The organism is Castellaniella sp., assembly GCF_049650445.1.
Lineage (GTDB): Bacteria > Pseudomonadota > Gammaproteobacteria > Burkholderiales > Burkholderiaceae_B > Castellaniella.
In genome coordinates this window covers 87345-101116 of sequence record NZ_JBASAD010000022.1, presented here as the reverse complement: position 1 = coordinate 101116, position 13772 = coordinate 87345, and the positions used below count along the sequence as shown (strand labels likewise).

The 13772-nt window shown below is 58.4% G+C and carries 21 protein-coding genes; 4 read left to right on the top strand and 17 right to left on the bottom strand.

Going from position 1 to position 13772, the window contains the following annotated elements; translation table 11 throughout:
- Positions 1–161: 161 nt before the first annotated feature.
- The 10 genes from WA983_RS08020 to WA983_RS07975 form a co-directional block, all read right to left on the bottom strand.
- Positions 162–932: a YqaJ viral recombinase family protein gene (locus WA983_RS08020; RefSeq protein WP_424250426.1), complete on the bottom strand. Its 771-nt coding sequence runs from the start codon at positions 930–932 to the stop codon at positions 162–164.
- Positions 929–1537, bottom strand: a complete 609-nt coding sequence (locus WA983_RS08015) for an ERF family protein (protein WP_424250424.1) — start codon at positions 1535–1537, stop codon at positions 929–931. The genes WA983_RS08020 and WA983_RS08015 overlap by 4 nt, the downstream gene beginning before the upstream one ends.
- An 8-nt stretch (positions 1538–1545) precedes the next feature.
- A complete protein-coding gene (locus WA983_RS08010) occupies positions 1546–2625 on the bottom strand; it encodes a hypothetical protein (protein ID WP_424311883.1) in 1080 nt (359 codons plus the stop codon).
- Positions 2622–2924: a hypothetical protein gene (locus tag WA983_RS08005; protein ID WP_424311882.1), complete on the bottom strand. Its 303-nt coding sequence runs from the start codon at positions 2922–2924 to the stop codon at positions 2622–2624. Before WA983_RS08005 ends, WA983_RS08010 begins: the two co-directional genes overlap by 4 nt.
- Position 2925: 1 nt before the next feature.
- Positions 2926–3153, bottom strand: a complete 228-nt coding sequence (locus WA983_RS08000; protein WP_424250416.1) for a hypothetical protein — start codon at positions 3151–3153, stop codon at positions 2926–2928.
- A 640-nt stretch (positions 3154–3793) separates the two neighbouring features.
- Positions 3794–4099 (bottom strand): hypothetical protein, encoded by a 306-nt coding sequence (locus WA983_RS07995; protein WP_424250414.1) that lies wholly within the window; start codon positions 4097–4099, stop codon positions 3794–3796.
- Positions 4096–4320: a hypothetical protein gene (locus tag WA983_RS07990; RefSeq protein ID WP_424250412.1), complete on the bottom strand. Its 225-nt coding sequence runs from the start codon at positions 4318–4320 to the stop codon at positions 4096–4098. The genes WA983_RS07995 and WA983_RS07990 overlap by 4 nt, the downstream gene beginning before the upstream one ends.
- Positions 4310–4546 (bottom strand): hypothetical protein, encoded by a 237-nt coding sequence (locus tag WA983_RS07985; RefSeq protein ID WP_424311881.1) that lies wholly within the window; start codon positions 4544–4546, stop codon positions 4310–4312. The genes WA983_RS07990 and WA983_RS07985 overlap by 11 nt, the downstream gene beginning before the upstream one ends.
- Before the next feature lie 54 nt (positions 4547–4600).
- Complete coding sequence (locus WA983_RS07980) at positions 4601–4801, bottom strand: hypothetical protein (RefSeq protein ID WP_424311880.1); 201 nt, start codon at positions 4799–4801, stop codon at positions 4601–4603.
- Positions 4802–5475: 674 nt separating this feature from the next.
- Complete coding sequence (locus WA983_RS07975) at positions 5476–6294, bottom strand: KilA-N domain-containing protein (protein WP_424311879.1); 819 nt, start codon at positions 6292–6294, stop codon at positions 5476–5478.
- A 522-nt stretch (positions 6295–6816) separates the two neighbouring features.
- Between WA983_RS07975 and WA983_RS07970 the strand changes: the two genes are divergently transcribed.
- Complete coding sequence (locus WA983_RS07970; protein ID WP_424311878.1) at positions 6817–7719, top strand: DNA/RNA non-specific endonuclease; 903 nt, start codon at positions 6817–6819, stop codon at positions 7717–7719.
- 120 nt (positions 7720–7839) lie between these two features.
- Positions 7840–8526 (top strand): sce7726 family protein, encoded by a 687-nt coding sequence (locus WA983_RS07965; protein WP_424311877.1) that lies wholly within the window; start codon positions 7840–7842, stop codon positions 8524–8526.
- A 9-nt stretch (positions 8527–8535) separates the two neighbouring features.
- Here WA983_RS07965 and WA983_RS07960 read toward each other — a convergent pair whose 3' ends face one another.
- The 4 genes from WA983_RS07960 to WA983_RS07945 form a co-directional block, all read right to left on the bottom strand.
- Positions 8536–9633, bottom strand: coding sequence for a beta family protein (locus WA983_RS07960; RefSeq protein ID WP_424311876.1), 1098 nt, complete (start codon positions 9631–9633; stop codon positions 8536–8538).
- 465 nt (positions 9634–10098) lie between these two features.
- Positions 10099–10275 carry a hypothetical protein gene (locus WA983_RS07955; protein ID WP_424311875.1) on the bottom strand — a complete coding sequence of 59 codons (177 nt, stop codon included), beginning with the start codon at positions 10273–10275 and terminating at the stop codon, positions 10099–10101.
- A gap of 40 nt (positions 10276–10315) precedes the next feature.
- Positions 10316–10453, bottom strand: coding sequence for a YHYH domain-containing protein (locus WA983_RS07950; protein WP_424311874.1), 138 nt, complete (start codon positions 10451–10453; stop codon positions 10316–10318).
- 93 nt (positions 10454–10546) lie between these two features.
- Positions 10547–11227, bottom strand: a complete 681-nt coding sequence (locus WA983_RS07945; protein ID WP_424311873.1) for a S24 family peptidase — start codon at positions 11225–11227, stop codon at positions 10547–10549.
- A gap of 80 nt (positions 11228–11307) precedes the next feature.
- On the opposite strand from WA983_RS07945, the gene WA983_RS07940 reads away from it, so the two are divergent.
- On the top strand, positions 11308–11517 hold the full coding sequence (locus WA983_RS07940; protein ID WP_424311872.1) for a hypothetical protein: 210 nt from the start codon (positions 11308–11310) through the stop codon (positions 11515–11517).
- Between the two features lie 122 nt (positions 11518–11639).
- Here the strand turns inward: WA983_RS07940 and WA983_RS07935 are convergent, their stop codons facing one another.
- The 3 genes from WA983_RS07935 to WA983_RS07925 form a co-directional block, all read right to left on the bottom strand.
- Positions 11640–12140 (bottom strand): hypothetical protein, encoded by a 501-nt coding sequence (locus WA983_RS07935; RefSeq protein ID WP_424311871.1) that lies wholly within the window; start codon positions 12138–12140, stop codon positions 11640–11642.
- A gap of 146 nt (positions 12141–12286) precedes the next feature.
- Entirely contained in the window at positions 12287–12889 is a 603-nt protein-coding gene (locus WA983_RS07930) for a hypothetical protein (protein ID WP_424311870.1), read from the bottom strand.
- Between the two features lie 126 nt (positions 12890–13015).
- Positions 13016–13204, bottom strand: a complete 189-nt coding sequence (locus WA983_RS07925; protein WP_424311869.1) for a hypothetical protein — start codon at positions 13202–13204, stop codon at positions 13016–13018.
- Positions 13205–13263: 59 nt separating this feature from the next.
- Here WA983_RS07925 and WA983_RS07920 point away from each other — a divergent pair, with 59 nt between their 5' ends.
- Complete coding sequence (locus tag WA983_RS07920) at positions 13264–13716, top strand: phage regulatory CII family protein (RefSeq protein WP_424311868.1); 453 nt, start codon at positions 13264–13266, stop codon at positions 13714–13716.
- Positions 13717–13772: the final 56 nt, after the last annotated feature.

The window sequence follows — 13772 nt, the reverse complement described above, 5'->3', positions numbered from 1 at the left end:
GGCGCTTTGGCTTGGGCTCCGGTTTCACGCGCGGCGGCTTGGGCGGCCTGAACTTCGTGCGGCGGATGCGGCGGGCGATCTGCGGGTTGAGTGTCAGTGTCACGAGTTGGGCGATTGCTTGAGACATGGGCTTGCCCTCCATGAGGCTGATGCTCTCTGCGCTACGCGGCTTCTTTCATGCGCAGCCTGCGTTCGTATTCGTCGACCAGGCCCTTGAACTCGATCAGATCGAGTTCCATGGCTTCGATGTAGTCGTCGTCGCGCTCGTAGGTGCGCATCCAAAGTTGTTTTCCGACGGGCGCCAGGGCGGGGCAGTACAAGCCGAAATGCCAGCGCCCGCGCCCAGTGATCCACGCGCCGCCCTGCACTTGATCCGTGACGCTGGCCGCGTCGTTGTCAAACCAGAAGGCACGCAGCTTTTCCGGGGCAATGAAGCACTTGAATTCGGCCCCAGCCCTTTTGCCTTCAAATCCATCCGCGCTGGCGCCAAAGGCCCCGTCGTCCGTGGTGACAAACCCGGCAGGCTCGATGATCAGCCCGCTTTGGGCTTCGAATTCCCGGCGGGCCTCTGGCTCCATCTCATGACCACGGCGCATTGTCCAGGTCTGAAAACCCTCGTCCAGCGGTTCGCCAGCGATGCGCTCGACGGCCAGCCGGAAGGCGTAGTTTTTGGCGGCGTCCGACCATTCGCCCACTCGCTCTCCGGCAATCGCTCGGTCGACCACATCAGCCTTTGGGGCGGCCTTGTAGCCCGCAATCTCGCGGGCATGAGCCTCAGTCCTGCCAGCCAGGATCGCATCGACATACAAGGCTTGCTTGGCGTCCAGGCCGTTGACCTTGGCGCGCACTGTAGAAAACATGCTGGCGGTAATGACGCCAGCGCGGCAGGCCAGCCATTCGGATGACCCCTGGGGGGCGTCGTAGACGATCATGCCGGCACCTGCTCATCGGCCATGGCGGCGATCTTTTTGAACGCCTCATGTTCAGCGCCGATTGCCGTGCGCTGCTCTTTCGTGATCCGCTCCCAGAACGCCTTGTAGGCGGTCATGCCGGTTTCGGCTGCGGCTTGGGCCTCGTCCAACAGGGCCTGCGTTTCGGGCGATACAGCTTCTTCATGGCCATCATCCGCTTCCGGGTCGATCGCCATCGTCGGGATGACGAAGGTCTGAAACAGAGCCGTGCGAAACGCCACGCTCTGGGCCTTCGTTGTGGACTTATCCGACACGTCACAACCCTCTCCGAAAAACACGGTCGTAACCGAGCTTCCGTCCTCGACGCTCAGGAACGTGAACTGGCCTTTGACCTTCACGTATTCCATGGAGCCGCCGCTCTTGGTGGGCTTGTCCTTGTCCTGGACGTCGCTGTAGGCGGGAAGAATCAGGACTTTGTGGCGGATCAGGATTCCGGCCATTGTGTTCATGGCCGCATCGATGCCGCGGTAGTTGAACTTCTGGTCCTTGTTGTACATGGACTTGCTGATGCCTTCCTTGGCAACGTCTGTCATGATGGCCAGCATTGCAGAGTGAATTGCGCTCATGATTCCCTCTAATAGTTGATCCGCACTGCCGGCACCTTGCCCTGAGCAATCAGAGTCACGGCCAGCTTTGCGGCCTCAGCGGTCAGTCCCCCGGCCACCAAGGCGGCGACGGCGGCATTGTTGGTCTTGGCCTTGTGTGCCCGGTCGGCTTCGCGAGCCTTCTGTTCGGCTTCGATGCGGGCGGCTTCGTCAGCCTGGCGCTGGATCTCTGCCAGCCGGGCAGCTTCGGCAGCATCCTTGGCGCGCTGCTCGGCGGCCAGTTTTTCAGCTTCGGCGCGGGCCTCGGCTTGCTTCTGGCGCTCGATGGCTTCCAGGCGTTCGCGTTCGGCCTGTTCTGCTGCGGCCTTGGCCTGGGCTTCGCGCCGGGCGGCTGCTTCGCGCTCGGCCTGGGCTTTGGCTTCTGCTGCCTTGGTCGCGGCTTCCGCTGCCTCGCGGGCGATGCGGTCCTTTTCGTCCTGAATGCGCCGGGCCTCAGCTTCGGCGCGCAGGCGGGCGAGCTCGGCTTGCTCGGCCTCATACTTCTCGCGGGCAGCCAGGGCGGCGGTCAGGGTTTCGATGGCCCTCGCCTTGGCACGGTGCGCCTCGGTCTCAAATTCCTCCCACTCGGGGCCGATCTCGACCATTTCCGCAAATTTCAGGGCGTTTCGCAGAGCCTCCGACGTCTCGCCGCAGTTCGTGAGCAGCGTTTCAATGCCAGCCAGTGCGCCCCGGTGTCGCTGCACACGCGCCTCTTCCGCTTCCTCCCATTCCGTCAGCGGCTGGCGCACCTGGGCCTGCAAGGCCTCCAGCGCATCAAAGGCCCGACGCCGCTCCGCGTCGATCTTCTTCGGGATTTCCTTGTATTCTGCAGACAGAGCCTTGCCCAATTTCTCGATGGCCGTCTTGGATTTGGCGACCTTGAATGCGTCGGACGCGCATTCGGCGCGGCCCTTGGCTGTGGTCATGTCGTAGACCACGCCCGAGACCTTGTTGCGGATTTCTTCGATCAGCGGATCAAGTCCGCCGGCGGTGCTGTAGACCTGCAGGGCGACTTCACGCGCCGGCAGGGTGACAAGTTCAGTGCTTTCAGCTTCAGCGACTTCGCTCATGCGTACGCTCCCCATTCGTTAAATGCCAGCTCCGCAGCATCTGCCCGGACTTGTTCAGCCTCGGCGTGAATCGCTGCGATCAATTCCTGTTCGATTGCCGCCCGGTCCTCGGGCAGCATCTCGCGCTCGATGTGCGGTGCGGGTTTGTCCTGCATGTCCAGCACTGCAAAATCGACTTCCTCGGGCGATCCTGGGTCTGCCCAGTCCATCGGTCCGTTCAGAACCGGCGAATCCTCTTTGCGGTGATATGTCAGCCGGACGCGGCAGGGGATGCCCTGGATGTGGGTGTCGAGGATCATGTCAGTACCCCGCAGCCGCGCCGACGAACGGCACGATGATGAAAAACAGGGCCAACACAGCCAGGGCGCCGATCCAGGCCTTCGCCGGGATCAATTCGTCGGGGTCCAGGTCGCGCCAGCCGAAGCGGGGCGCCAGGGCAGGGCGGATCCTGCTCACCCACAGCGCGTCGCCAGCGGCAGCAAATGAGACAGCCGCCAGCCACATGAAAAGCGAATCCACTGCGCTCATGTCAGTCTCCAAAAAAGGTCGAGGGTCTGCTTGCGTTCCCAGTCGTCACGACCGCGTGCACACGGGCGGTATTGGCGGGTTCAGGAGTTCAGGCCCTCGGCATGCGGCACGACGCCGGCGAATCTCCGGGGTGCGTACTCGAGCGTGTGATTGAGATCGGCTGGCTGATAGGGCCGAGCCCGCCGTGCCGCATGCGGAAGGTCTGATAGTGGGGGGTGGGGCCGTATCGTGGGCCCCATACGCGAAGCTGCCCCCGGCGGCTCGCGCTGTTGCGCTGCAGATTAGGCATCCGCTTCGATTCCGGCTTTCACCGTGCCGGGCATGGGCATGTGCGCCTACATGCTGGCGTTTGAGTGCAAATGTGTGACAATGACAGGATTTACCTAAACTTTAGAGAGACTTCCATGGGCAACAAAATCGTTACTGAAGCCGATCGTAAGCGCACTCCCCGTCCCGTCGCTCCCAAAGGCGTGAGCCTTAGCACTCGCAGCGGCAAGCATGTGAGTAAAGAGCGGGGCCCGCATATCCACCACAAGAAAAACCCCGGCAAGCGCCACCGCTAGGGTTAATTTCTGGCGGCCAGTTCGTCAGCCTGTGCGATGACCCCGACTTGACCCAACCGGGTGCGGCCTGGACCCGGCTACTGCTCAGATTCCGGTCGTGCAGGCGTTGAGGGGAGTAGGGCGCGGATGGCGGCGATTGCGTCAGCAGCCCGCACGGATGATTGTTTGCTCAGCAGATCCGTAATTGCGGCCTCCGCCTCTTCCAGCGCCTCCCGCACTCTGGCGGCGGCGTAGGCTTCGGCCTGTTCGGTGGTGATGAATACGCTTCCTACCCTGGCACCGGTTCGCGCCACCAGTTGCGCTAGGGGATCAGAGCCAACCCATCGCAGATCAAAGTCTGACTCGACAGCCACGGACACGGGCGGCATCGTTACCTTGGTCATGGCTGGCCCTCGGTTTCATCGGATCGTATCCACTCGGCACGGCCGATGTGCGTCATGTATTCGTGCTTGGCGCGGAAGTAGGCGTCACCGCCGCCAGGCACCCGGACATATCCCTGGGCGCCCCAGGGTTTCGGCTCAGTCACGACCATAAAACAGGCCGCGAAGGCGCCAGCGTCCGGGGAAAGCTGGACGACATCGCCGATATTCGTTTCAGTGGTCATGATTGGGTTCCTGTGCCGCGTAGGCCTGATTCCAGCCGTGATTGAAGGCGCCGCGCAGGGCGTTGTAAGCCTTGCAGCGGGCCGTGCCGGTCAAGCCGCTGATTTGCTCGAAGATCGCGTCATCAATCGGCTTGCAGTCGTGCGGTGTCAGCTTCAGGCCAGCCTGGGCGTACTTCCGACCGAGAGCATGCGCTTCGTCGGTCGTGAGAAAGGCGGTGATTTCCATGTCTATCTCCTTGTCATCAGGAAGCCCCCTGTCTCGCGGCAGGGGCCGGGGCTGTTATTCCCACACGTAAACAATGCCTTCCGATTGCTCGACGTCTGTTGGTTTGCGCTGGTCCAGCAAAAATCCCTTGATATGGTCGTCGGTCGTTCCTGGGGTGATGCGTTGAGAGCGAGGCAGTGCAGCCGTCCAGGCGTCGCGGTGCTCTGCGGTGGAGAAGACGAAAATCCGTCCTTGGTGTTCTGCGTGAGCGATCATGTTCGTTTCTCCGGTGCTGCCCCGGTGGCCGGGGCTGGGTGTCATTCGGCGCCGCACTCGGTTGAATGCGGCTTCGGATAACTCCGGACATCGAGCCCCAGACGGCTCCTGTTCGCTCGATGTCACGCGGCTCTGTCGGCTCTGGGGCTCTCCGCTTACTACCCCTTCATAGCGTCAGTCCAGTTGCAGCCTGGACCAGGCATTCCTCTTTCGACTCCAGCGGTTCAGATCCGGTGTTCTGGGTACTGCCGCTCTCGCATGGGCTTGCGCTTGTTTCTGTACTGCTGCATCCCTGTTACTGGCCCTGGGGCCTAGGCTTGGGGATGCGATGAATGAATCTTAGACAACTAAGAAAACAAAGTCAAGTAAAAAGTTAGGCAACTAAGATTTGTAGGGCGCAGCAGGCCTCACCAATACCAAGCGCCCACAAAAAAGCCGCCCCGAAGGGCGGCGGTGGAGTTAGTAGAAGATCATCCAGACCAAGATGATCGCGGCCATCAAAATGACGTCGTCGCGCATGTCTGCTCCATGGCACCCGGTGCGCGGGCCTGCCGACTGGGAAAACACAACCCAGCAGCTATGAGTCACCAACTTTTGACGCTAAAACTGCGCGGCGCCTGGCACCCAGACGCAAAAAAGCCGCTCTAGGCGGCTGGTAGGAGGGGACAGGGCGGTCAGGCCTTGCGCTTGAATCGAGGCTTGTTGGCGGGCGGGCGCCCAGGTTGCTGCGGCCCGCTCAGAAGAAGGATCTTGTCGAGCGCCGGCAGGGCGTCGGGGTCACGGGTCTTGAAGTACGCGGCGGCATGCTGCGGCATCCACACCTCGGCCATCAGTCGCCGGAATGCTCCGAGGTATTCCACCGGGTAGAGGTTCGCTTGAACCACACGGCCATCCGGGAATTCGTGCGAGTATTTGCTGAGCGTCTTTGTGTCCACGCCGCATTCGTCGCGCAGATATCTACAGAGCATCTTTGCCTGGGCGATGTCGGGCATACACTTTTCCGGCAGGCGGTAGCCGTTCGCCTCCATCGGCCCCACCAGGAAGTTGGTCATCTCCTGCAGCACTGAGAAGTAACCCAGGGGGATCTTGTTCTGGTTCATCAGGTGGCGTTCAATGTGGTACGGAAGCCTGGCCGGCTGCCCCCTCCCGGACATCCAGTCGTAGACCCACTTACTAACTTGGACGGCAAATTTTGCCGACAGCCATTGCCCAAGGTGGATGGCGACTTGCGGGTGAATCCATGTTCCTTGAGGCTCATTCCAACCCCTAACTATTTGAATTAGTTGGGGTGTCGGAATTCCGACATCCGCAGAAAGTTCCGCTAGGAACTCTTTCGTGGTGCCATTTTCAAGGTAATGTCCCATGCGCTTCCCTGCGGCCTGGCAGAGTGCTGTGGCGTTGATGTATCCGTCAGCCGCCCGTTGCTGGACGATGCCGCTATCGGTTCGATGGGCGATGAGCTGCAGTGAGGTTTGGTGTTGCGTCTGTCGCATGATGCGTTCCTTGTATAGGAAAGGTTGACGCCAGCACCAGAAAGAACGAAAATTCGTCTCGCTAATTCGCTTCCTTCTGTCGCTGGCAGAAAGTAGGCTCAGGGCCGCACGAGGTTTCCCCACTTCGTGCGGCTTTTTCTTTGCCTGGAAGGATTTTAATGGGCATGGGTTTTCCACTACAAACCAAAATGCCCCCGAAACCACAAGCCGTTACAAATTTGTCAGGAAATACGCGGCTTCATTCTAACTGTGCATACATACAGCACAATATATTGTGGTTTTGCATGGATGGCGGTAGAAGTCGCATAAACCTGCAGGACATGCAGGAGCAACAAAAATGTGCAGGTGCTGCAGGAGTTGCAAAAAAGCGCAGGACCTGCAGGAGCTGCAGCAGCACACTGGCGGGCTGACGTTGAGCCACCGGTGTCGATCATGTCGGCCAAGGGGCTTGATCGACAGGCATGAAAAAGCTGCCCGGAGGCGGCTGAGTGCGGGCTGCGTCGTTTCCTATAATCCTCACCCATGGCAGCAAAGAAGCATCAGAGCCGCGGCAAGAGGCGCAGCACAGCAAGCAGTAGAAAGACGGGGCGCAGTGGCCCCGCACGGTTTTTCCGAGCCCTGGTCTTATCAGCGGTTGCATCGTTCGCGGCAATGTCTTGGGTGCTGCATCCGCAACTACAGGAGCTCAGCATCGACGGGATGCTGGCCAGGCTGGATTTGCCGCAGGGCGCTCAACAGACTGCGCCGGCGTCGGTTTCGCCCGGCAGCTACGTCCAGACGTCATTTCCTCAGTGCCGGCAGTTCTTCCCTCATCAGGCACCGCCGGCTGTCCCATCAGCCCCCGCACTGCGCGAACTATGCTTTTCGTCCTTCGCCATCCTGTACAGCGGCCAGAGAAAAACCCCGGTGCTGGTCGTCGAGCGCCTGAACCGTCAGATGCTGATCGCCGCCCAGGGCATCGCACGCACCGATAACTTCTACGAGGAAGCGCGTCTACCGGCGTCCGAGCGGGCGGGGCTGGTCGACTACAGGGGATCAGGCTTTGATCGTGGGCATATGGCACCGGCTGGCGACATGCCCGACGACCAGGCGATGGCGCAGAGTTTCAGCTTGGCCAACATGGTGCCGCAGGACCCGCAGCACAATCGCGGCACCTGGAACAAGACGGAACAGGACACACGCAAGTACGTGATGCGGGCAAAGGGCGACGTCTACGTGATCTCGGGTCCGATCTATGGCGACTATCCGAGGGCAATTGGGACGGGCAGGGTGGCCGTGCCCGACTACCTCTACAAGGTCGTGTACGACGCGACGACGGGCCGCTCTTGGGTTCATTGGCAGGCAAATAGCGCAGGCGCTCGGCCCGGCCCGCCGATCAGCTACGAGGAGTTCGTGGCGCGCACGGGGCTGCGGGTGCTGGGGTAGGGGGCAAAAAAGCCCGCTGGGCGGGCTGGGAGAGTGGGGCATGGAAAGCCTCCTAAGGAGGGCGACCTGGACTGTCAAATACTACCGAATAGATGCACGGTGCGTTATCATTCGAGTGCCATGAGACTTGACGCAACCGAATCCACCATCCGCACGGCTTTGCTTGATTATTTGATGAGCAAGGAAGACGACGGCTGTGTTTTTCTGAAGGAGCTCACGGTCGACTCTTTTGCTAGACGAGCTGACTTGGTCGTCGCAAATGGACACTTGGCGGCATTTGAAATCAAGAGCTCCGCCGATAAGCTCGTACGGCTTGAGGGTCAGTTATCTAGCTATCAGAAAAATTTCGAAGCAACGACAGTGGTGTGTGCGCTGAACCATTTGGATGGCGTGATGAGTCTTGCCGGTCGCGGAATAGGCGTAATTACTGTTGCTGACGATGGGAAGTGCACCGAGATAAGGCAGCCAAAATATAGGGCCATCACTAAAAGTGCGTGGCTTGGCTTTCTTCCTGTCGTGGAACTGCGAAAGCTTCTACGAGGCCGGAATATCCGCGTTCAGAATTCAGCTGATAGACAGACGCTATTGCAGGCATGTTTGCGTTTGAAGGCCCCAGAAATCCGGGAACACTCACTCGCATACATTAAATTGCGCGATGAGCGCAATTCGAAGCTGCGGGCGACTGATGAGAGGAAGCGTATGTTGCGCTCCACACCAGAGCGAGTCAAGAGCAGTGCACAGCCAGATTGGCTTGATATGTTCGCAACCATGGGGCCTCTCGTGGCGATCCCTCGCAAGGTTGTTTAGACCTCAAATTCAAAAATCAAAGTCTTCTTCTTCAGAACCTTCATCTTCGCTGCCATCATCTCCTTCTAGGCCTGCCGTCCTGTCGATTTGGCGTGCTAGGTGGATGTTCACGCGGACAGCAATCCACTTTGCGGGCCCCATAGCGTGCACATTTCCTATCGCCGCTTCGTATATTTTCTGTTCGCCCCAGATATCACTGCCTTCAATTTCAGGATACTGTTCAAGCAGAGTTTGTGCCGCGCTTATGTAGCCTGCGGCGTTGCTACTACCAGACCTTCTTTCGAGCCTCCATGTCCTGCTTGTTGGGTAGTCAATTCGTGGGGACCAACGACGTATGCCACCAGCGGCGTCGTCATAAACGACAGAATGTATTGATGCATGATCCCCATAAATAGCGGCGCCACGACCGCCTGCTCTTGAGAAAAGATCTTGCTCAAGTATTTCTATGCTTCCACTTTGGCCGTCGCCAAGGAACGGAATTGTTGACGCCGGAAAACTTGTAGATAGTATGGAGATTATCGATTCTGGAAACTCAGCGCGAATCGCGTTGTTTGTCGCCACTGCGGCCGTTGCAAACGCCGCAACTCCATTTCTAATATATTGACAGTCCACAAAAATTACGGCGTTTGTGGGGTCGTTCAGAGCGCAAAGAGCTGCTATCACCTTCGGTGTTTCTGTCATGAAATCTCTGATTCTGAAGGCTACCTTACCTGTTGCGTCTTCAATTTCTGCTGCTTGACGAATTACATCGCGGGTGCGTGCTGTTTCGTTTATCAAAACAACAGGTATGGCTTGTGGCGCCTGACTAGCGAACCGTCGCCAAGCCTTGAATCCGTCGGCCCCACCAGTCAGTTGCTGACGCAGGTCTGGCAGCCTAGCACGATCTGTCGTTAGGTCGATGATGAATGGCAATTCATCCATGGCCTCTGATGCCGCGCTTAATGATTGCTCGAAATTCTGTGCCTTCGGCCACTCGCCTAGAGTGATCACCGGAAGGATCATTCGCTTTCTGTCTTTATTCAACTCTTTAAGGCCTTCGAGTTCAGCTCGTCTCGATCGAATAGCCGGGTAATAGTTATATTGGTCTAAAGAAATATTAATTGTCATCTGGCTTCCCCTTTATCGCCCGCGCTCGTGGCATAGCTTGCTGTGTCATAGCTACTCCAGCCAAGTAATCTAACGTGGCTGCGCGACGCATCATTTCGTCGTCGTGTCGTTTCTGCAGAACATCTATATCGCCCTTGGATCTCTCATATTCAGTCTCGGCTTTCCCGCATCGCTCCGCAAGATTGTTGCTGTTTGAAATAGCCTTTAATAGAAGCGCTGCGTAGACCAGGGCTGCAAACCACCCTGACGCCATCAATAGATACTCTGACCAGGGTGATTCGACTCTCCATGCGACAACGAGGCTTATAACGCCAGGTACGGCTCCAGCGATGCCGTAGATATGCGTCCACGAGCCATCTTTCACTTATCCCGCCCCCTTTCACATTCCCACACTGTCATTAAGTTTTGTCGCATGGTAGGTAAAAAATGCCTGTCCCACACCCCAACCTCACACCAGAAGGCCGCCTACCGACCCTCAGGCGGCCTGATGTTTCCGTTCATCCGCTTCAACTCCACCAGGATGGCGTCGAGCCGCTTCTTGATGCCGAACACTGCGAAGGGCAGGGCGATCCACAAGACGGCGATCACGGCCACCAGGATCATCATGAGAGGGCCTACGCTCTGCCCGAAGTTCTGCATCATCGTCTTTTCCTGTACTCCAAGCCTGCACCGGGGCTTGCCATCAATGACAATGCCGATCCCCAGTCTTGTGGTTCCTATGGCAGCCGTTCTTGTCAGTGCCGCCGCTGTGTGCCCAGGCCGGCGCCGTGGCGGCTATCCCAAAGATGGCCAAGACCACTGCTGCGATAATCTTTTTCATGTCTTCTCCTATACATATCCACATTAATAATAAGGTTTTGTTACCTTCAGGCCCAAAGTAACCCCTCATCAAAAACTGCTCAATCAGGGTTTCTCAGAGGCCGAAGCCGCACCAAAACGCTCGACCCACGATCCGAGCCTCAGGGTCATCAATCTCGATGTCCGGGTACTCGTCGGCCTTTTCGGCGTTGTGCGATCTGGCCCACCAGACGCCGTCCTTCTTCACCAATTCCTTGACGTACAGCTTCCCTTTGATCCAGACGACGTAGACGCGCTTGGATAGGGGATCTGTGCGCCGGCGGTTGGCCAGCACCACAGATCCATCAATGATGTGCATGTCGGTCATCGAGTCGCCGTCCACCTCAAAGCCGATGGTCTGATCTGGCTTGGCGTCATTCTTGGCCAGCCAGTCACGGCGAAACATCAGGATCTTGGTGATGTCATCGGAAAAGACGATCTGTCCCTTGCCGGCTGACGCCTTGGCGTCTACCAGGCGGATGGGGGCGTGATCCTCATTCCCACCGTCGTCGGATATTTCGTGCCTTGGTCCGGTGCCGTCGAACAGCCATTGCCCGCGAACGCGAAGCAGGGGCGCGATCTTCATGCAGGTGTCCAGGTCGGCGGCGTTGGCACCGCTGAACCAGAACGTGACGGCCGCTGATGTCACTTTGGCCGCTTGCCAAAGATGTGTTTTCGTCAGACGCGGCCCGCCGGCCTCCTTGAGTCGGCGGTTTTCTTCTTGGAACGCTGTGGTGATTCTGGCCTGGAAATTCATCTTAGTAGGCTAAACAATATTTCTCTTAGTTGGCTGTGAATTGCTTGCTTTTATATTCTTAGTCAACTAAGATTTAAGCCATGAACACAAAACCTCACCCCGATTCCAGTTTGATCGACGCCTTCGGCGGCACGCTGAAGATGGCCGAATTCTTCGAGATCACAACCGGCGCTGTGTCGCAGTGGCGGGTGAATGGCATGCCGAAATCGAGAAAAAAGACCCTTCGCTTTGCGCGGCCAAAGGTGTATCGCGCCTGGGAGATGTCCACCAAGGAGCCCGCCAATGTCTGATCTGCGCCCCGAAAGCATTGTGTTCGTCCCCAATGGCATCGTGATCAATATCCCCGGATGCGATCTGGCAGGGTTCTGTGTGTCGATGGGGCCGGGACGTGGGCTCATCGCGTTTGAGGCCGTCAAGAGCCAGCCAGAAACTTACCTATTGCTGCAATGGCTGCCGGACCTGATGCAAGCCCCATATCCACAAGCTTCAGTGTCAGGTGTTTTGTGGTCTCGGCGGGCAGCGATCGAAGCTGATCGGTCCATCGTTTCTTATCTGGCTGGGGCAGGTCAGACGCAAGAATCTTTGCCTCAATCAGATCCTTCAGGGTGTCGTCATGAAACTTGATCGTCACTACCCCCAGGATGGCCGACAGGCCGCCATCGTCTGCCAGGAAATCCAGGCCGCGCGCGGTGATCGATGCGCCCGTTCCTTTGCCTTCGAGGTATGTCGGCCGAAACAACTTGATGAGCTGGTGTTCGGCCAGGTAGTCCAGGTTTGCGCGAAGTTTTCCTTCGTGACCCGGCATGTTGTGTTCGGGAGGCCAGCTCGCGATGGCGGCCCAGTCCACGCGGTTCGGGTAGAGCTCGGCAAGACGCTCAAGAATCGTGTGCTGCAAGTTGCGGTCCAGCTTCATTTGATCACTTCCTTATCCCAAAACGCGGGGACTGCCAATGCGTGAGCCCAACCCCACCACGCAACCGATCGACTCGCAGGTGATTGTGCGACGCCTTGATCGGCTTGAGCAGATCGCTTCCGAGACGATGCGGGCGCTCACGGCGCTCACGACGGCTGTTCAGAATCTTGATGTACCAAGGAAGACTGTGGAGGACTGGAAAGATCCTTGGGCGGGGCGATTCTGATGGTAGGGAGCACAAGAATATGCGGCTGATAACTAGCCCTTCTGAGAATGCGGATCGGCGAAGCCGTAAGCAGTTCAGGCAGACACCCCTCACGCAAATTATTGGTGGCCGCTGCATGCCAGTACGCCGTCGCCACGGCGTGTGTACTGGATATGAAGTGGTTCTCGTCAATCGTCTTGAGCGTATCGAAGTCACCCATGCATTGAGGGGCCTCGGGATCGGTGATCTCAACGTTATAAATGCATGGAGAAAGGACTTCTGTAGCCAATTCTTGGCCTCCATGCAGCGCGGCTGCGGTGCTGGTGAAAAGGAAATTGCAGTGCAGTCGGCTGGGCAGGTGAGGCGCAGTAAAGAAACGCACCTGATCGAAAATCAGTTCTCGCACCACGGGCCATCCATTTCTGCCTTGCGTTGGGTTTTGGCCAAGGATGTTCTTGCCGAAATTCCCGGGCTCAATGATGGAGCCTGGGGCGAGCAGCATGGGCGAGACGTAAAGCAGTTCTTGCGGCGCGCTGGCGGTCATGATGTTTTTCTCTCTATAGAGTTCTTGGGCACATCAGATTCTACGGGCCAGGAACCGGCCTCCCAACATCCCTGGCGCCCCGATCCGAACGACAACAGGGTGCCGGTCGCGCCGCCCGACACCATTTCAGTGCACCAGACCTTTCCAGGCCGCATCCAGCGCATCTTGCAGATCGTCGCTCGCGAGGTCGGCCTCAAGTTCCAGACGTCGAAAGACGCTGCAAAGCAGATCGTCGTTGACGTCCTCGCGGCCCGTCACTCCCCGGCAGATGGCTTGGGCTTCGCGCAGCAGGGTTTCGGTTTTCGTGATTTCCATTTCCATAGCTCCACTGTAGGCCGTCTGGCTGTCAACAAATACGTTCAGGACGCATACGCATGAACACCGTCGATGCTGCATATCACACGGTCCACGATTACCTGGGTGGCTCCGAGTCTCTGGGGCCCCGGGTGGGCATTTCGCCGGCCGTGCTGCGCAACAAGGTCAATCGTCCCGCTGACAAGGCCGAAAAGCGCCACCACCTGACGCTCGAAGAGGCCGTGCGCATCGCCGGCATCAGCGGCGACTTTCGGATGCTGAAGGCCTGGGCCAATGAGGCGGGCTTCCTGCTGGTCAAGGCGCCGGATGGGGTGGGCGAATGCGACATGGGCATGCTGGAAAAAGTCGCGGCCTTCATGGTCGCCAGCGGCATGTTCGGCAAGGAAATCTACGACTCCCTGGCTGACGGCCGCGTGGATCAAGCTGAGGTAGGGCGAGTCGAGGACGCTGGCAATCATGTCATGACCGAGGTGGCGGAAGTCGTTCAACGGATGAAGGGCATGGCGCAATGACTGAACACGACATCATCGTATTCGGCGCGGCCCCGGCCATGACACTGGCAGTTCTG